Below are 4112 nucleotides of genomic sequence, written 5' to 3'. Positions count from 1 at the left end.
ATCCCCGGGGGCGCCGTCGTGTCCAACGCTTGTCTCAGTGCCGGCCGGGCTCGACGATCTCGCCTTCGATGGCTCGACCGCCGTCGATCACCACCGGCTGTTCCGGCTGCGGATCCGGTTGCGGGGTCGGTTGCGGCGCACCCTGGCGCACCCGCACCGTGCGGGGCCCGAACAGGTCACCGGCGACCATCGACGACACCCGCCGCTCGGTGGCCCGGCGCACCCCGGCGCGGGCCAGTCGACGCACCGGCGGCACCAGCAGCAGCACCCCGATCAGCCCGCTGACCAGGCCGGGCACCGCCAGCAACAGGGCGCCGGCCAACCCGACAAGGCCGTCGGTCACCTGCCCACCCGGGGGCTGCCCGGCCGCCGCGGCGGAGCGGAAACCACGCCAGGCGCGCATCCCCTCGCGGCGCAGCAGCACCAACCCCAGCAGGGACGCGGCGAACACCAGCAACACGGCCGCCCCGAACCCCAGCGCCCGCCCCACGCCGACGAACACCGCCAGCTCCAGCACCACCGCCAGCAACAGGGCCAACGGTACGAACCTCAGTCCTCGGCGCATCTCACCTCATCGCCATCCCTGCGGACACCACGGACGTGGTCCGCCCATCCAGCATGACACGGTCGCGCTCACGGCCACCGCGCCTGACCGGCGGCCGCGCCGTGCAGGCCCCGACGGACCGCCTGACGTCGGTCCCGCACACCCCAGGCCGTGATCCGCCACAGCGCCTCGGCCACGATCTTCGGGCTCATCTTGCTGTCGCCGCGTTCCCGCTCGGCGAAGGTGATCGGCACCTCCACCATCCGTACCCCGGCCCGATGCGCCAACCGGGACAGCTCCACCTGGAACGAATAGCCCTGCGAGGTCACCGACTCCAGGTCGATGGCGTCCAACGCGCTGATCCGGTACACCCGGTACCCGCCGGTGGCGTCCGAGACGGGCATACCCAACGCCAGGCGCGCGTACAGGTTGCCGCCGCGTGACAGCAGCAGCCGCCGCAGCGGCCAGTTGAGCACCCGCGCGCCGCGGGTCCACCGGGAGCCGATCACCACGTCGGCGTCGCGGGCGGCGTCCAGCAACGCCGGCAGGTCCTCCGGGGCGTGCGACCCGTCGGCGTCCATCTCCACCACCGCCTGGTAGCCACGCTCGCGCGCCCACCCGAACCCGGCCAGGTACGCCGCGCCGAGGCCCTGCTTGCCCCGGCGGTGCAACACCTGCACGTGCGCGTCACCGTCGGCGAGGGCGTCGGCGATCGCACCGGTGCCGTCGGGGCTGTTGTCGTCGGCGATGAGGATCCGCACCGCCGGGGCGGCCCGCCGGACCCGACCCACGATCACCGCGATGTTGTCGGCCTCGTTGTAGGTGGGGATCACCACCAGCACCCGGCCCACTCCGGGCACCTCGTCCGCGCGTCGGATCGTATCGGTCGCCTGGATCACGGTTCCTCCGCTCCCGCCGGCGTACCGGCTGTTGCTATCCGGGCATGACCCGCTGCCGGCGGCGCAGCACCGCCGCGCCGACCAGGGCCGCCGCGGCCAGCGCGGCGAGCGCCACCTCCGGCCACCAGCCGAGTCGGGTGGCGAGGGTGCGTCCGTCGTCGAGGCGCACCTGCCGCACCACGACCTCCCGGGTGTTGAACCCGGTGGCATCGCTTACCCGCCCGTCGGGTGCGACGAACCCGGACACCCCGACCGTGGAGGCCATCAACGCCGGCCGACCGTGTTCCACCGCCCGCAGCCGCACCATGGCCAGCTGCTGACGGGCCTCCGCCACGTCGAAGGTGGCGTTGTTGGTCTGCACCACCAGCAGTTGCGCGCCGCCGGTGACGGTGTCGCGGACCACCTCGTCGTAGGCGACCTCGAAGCAGATCACGTCACCGAGCACGGCGGGCCCGGCGCGTACCACACCCGGGGTGCTTCCGGGGACGAAGTCGTTGCGGATCAGGTCGACCTGCTTGCTGACCATCCGGGCCACGTCGCGCAGCGGCACGTACTCGGCGAACGGCACCGGGTGGCGTTTCGTGTACAGCTGGTCGAGGTCCGCGCCGGTGCCGGGGCGCCACAGGATGCCGGCGTTGCGGACCTGCCCGGCGTCGGGGCCGAGCAGCACCGCGCCGACCAGGATCGGCGCGCCGATGGTGTCGGCGGCCTGGGAGATCCGGGCACCGGCGGTGGGGTTGCGCAGCGGGTCGATGTCGCTGGAGTTCTCCGGCCACACCACCAGGTCGGGTTTGCGCTGCTGTCCGGCGGCGACCCGCCCGGCCAGCTCGATGGTGGCGTCGACGTGGTTGTTGAGCACCGCCTGCCGTTGGGCGTTGAAGTCCAGGCCCAGCCGCGGCACGTTGCCCTGCACGATCGCCACGGTGACGCCTGCGCCGGACCCGGCGGTGGCGACCGGCACGAGCAGCCCCCCGGCGGTCAGCGCGACGGCCACGACGGCCGGTACGAGAACCGGTGCCCACCGGCGCGCCGGTGAGCCGCCCTGCCGTCCGCCGTGGTGCGACGTGGCGGTCTGCGGGCCCTCCGGGGCTGCTGGGGTGGCCAGTGGGCCGTCCGGGCCCGCTGGGGCGGTCTGGGCGCCGTCCGGGTGCGGTGTGCCGTCCTGGGCCGCCTGACGGCGGGCGGTGGCCCAGCCTCGCCAGGCGGCGGTGACCAGCAACCCACCGATCAGGGCCACCGCGAAGGTGACAAGGGGGGCGCCGCCCAGCGCGGCCAGGCGCAGCAGCGGGGAGGTGTCCTGGCTGAACGCCAACCGCCCCCACGGGAACCCGCCGAACGGGGTGCGGTCGCGCAGCGCCTCCTGCCCGACCCAGAGCAGCCCGGTCAGCGCCGGCCACGCCCACCGGCTGCGGTCGGCCAGCGGCGACACCCAGGCGGTGGCCGCGCCCAGCAGCGCCAGGTAGCCGGCCTGCAGCAGCGACAGCAGCACCCACGGCAGGTAGCCGGTGTGCAGGTTCGTCCAGGCCAGCAGCGGGGCGAAGAACGCCACCCCGGTCAGGAAGCCCAGGCCGGCGCCGGCGCGCAACCGTCGACGGTGCGCGGCGGCGGCCAGCAACGCCACCCCGACGGGCGCGAGCGGCCACACCCCGTACGGGGGGAACGCCACCAGCAGGGCCAGCCCGGCGGCCACGGCCAGCGGCGCGGCGACCCGCAGCGGCAGCGGCCGACCGGGAACGACCGGTCGGGGCAGCACCGCCGGGGTGTGGGTCTCATCCCGGTCCAGGGTCGTCACCGCTTCACCTCGATCACGGGGCGAAGGTTACCTGGCTGGCGGATGCACCGGCCGCGTCGGGCCATCGGGCACGAACCGCCCGGGAAACATGAAATCGGGGCGCGGCTGACGCCGCGCCCCGATGCTCCCAGGCCCTTCCCGGCCGGTGTGGCGAGGATGGGGCACGACGACCTTCGGACCGACCGGACGTGGACTGGCTGCCCCCGCCGGGCCGTTGTCTACTGGCCGTGCACCTCACCCTGCCCGTACACCGGTAACCGCGGCCGGTTCGCGCCGCCCCGCCGACCCCCGCCCGCTGGACCTGGCCGCCGCGACGATGACGCTGAAACATGTCGCTCGGCCAGCGGACGAAGGGACGAAGCGAACAACAGCCGCTTCCCGTGGTAGGACTCAAAGACGGTACGTGCCGACCCCCGTCGGTTGTCAACCCGCACCCGGCCTGTCGTGTGTTGCGACACGGCGTGTCGGGTCGGCGAGTCTCAATGCGTACGCAGATGGTGACGCAGCAGCGCCTGCGCGGCCGCCGGGTGCTCCTCGGCGAGCAGCCCTCCGGCGGCCAGCACGTAGTCCGCGTCGACCACCGCGGCGGCGGCGCGCGGCAGCGCCCACCCGCCGGCGTGGTCGGCCAGCACCGCCGTCAGCACCTGCCCGGACATGTCCGCCGGCGCGTGCCGCAGCACCCCACCGGAACCCACCAGCAGCCGCACGTCGCGCAGGTCCCGCCCGGCCCGCTCACCGGTGGCGGCGCCCCGGGCGTGCCGGCGCAGCGCCACCGTCGCGGCGAGGGTGGCGATGCGCCGGTCCACGGCCCGCTCGACGTCGTCGACGGCCAGGAACGCCGGGTCGGCCGCGCGGCGCGCCGCGGCGCCCGGCAGGG

At 74.8% G+C, this 4112-nt stretch carries 4 protein-coding genes; all 4 read right to left on the bottom strand.

What is annotated here, in order from left to right:
- Positions 1 to 34: 34 nt before the first annotated feature.
- The gene (locus ABZU52_RS32000; protein ID WP_354974649.1) at positions 35 to 565 is read right to left on the bottom strand and encodes an FxsA family protein; all 531 of its coding nucleotides are present in this window, start codon (positions 563 to 565) and stop codon (positions 35 to 37) included.
- A gap of 68 nt (positions 566 to 633) precedes the next feature.
- A complete protein-coding gene (locus ABZU52_RS31995) occupies positions 634 to 1443 on the bottom strand; it encodes a polyprenol monophosphomannose synthase (protein ID WP_354974648.1) in 810 nt (269 codons plus the stop codon).
- A gap of 34 nt (positions 1444 to 1477) precedes the next feature.
- Complete coding sequence (gene lnt / locus ABZU52_RS31990; protein WP_354974650.1) at positions 1478 to 3226, bottom strand: apolipoprotein N-acyltransferase; 1749 nt, start codon at positions 3224 to 3226, stop codon at positions 1478 to 1480.
- A 488-nt stretch (positions 3227 to 3714) separates the two neighbouring features.
- Positions 3715 to 4112: glutamate mutase L (locus tag ABZU52_RS31985; RefSeq protein ID WP_354974647.1), on the bottom strand; the 398-nt coding region annotated here is incomplete at its 5' end.

This window comes from Micromonospora sp. NPDC005220 (assembly GCF_040607895.1).
Taxonomy (GTDB): Bacteria; Actinomycetota; Actinomycetes; order Mycobacteriales; family Micromonosporaceae; genus Micromonospora.
This window is presented reverse-complemented; position numbering and strand designations above follow the sequence as displayed.

Excerpts from the sequence above, each read along its gene's own strand:
- ABZU52_RS32000 (WP_354974649.1), bottom strand. The coding sequence starts at position 565 with ATGCGCCGAGGACTGAGGTTCGTACCGTTGGCCCTGTTGCTGGCGGTG.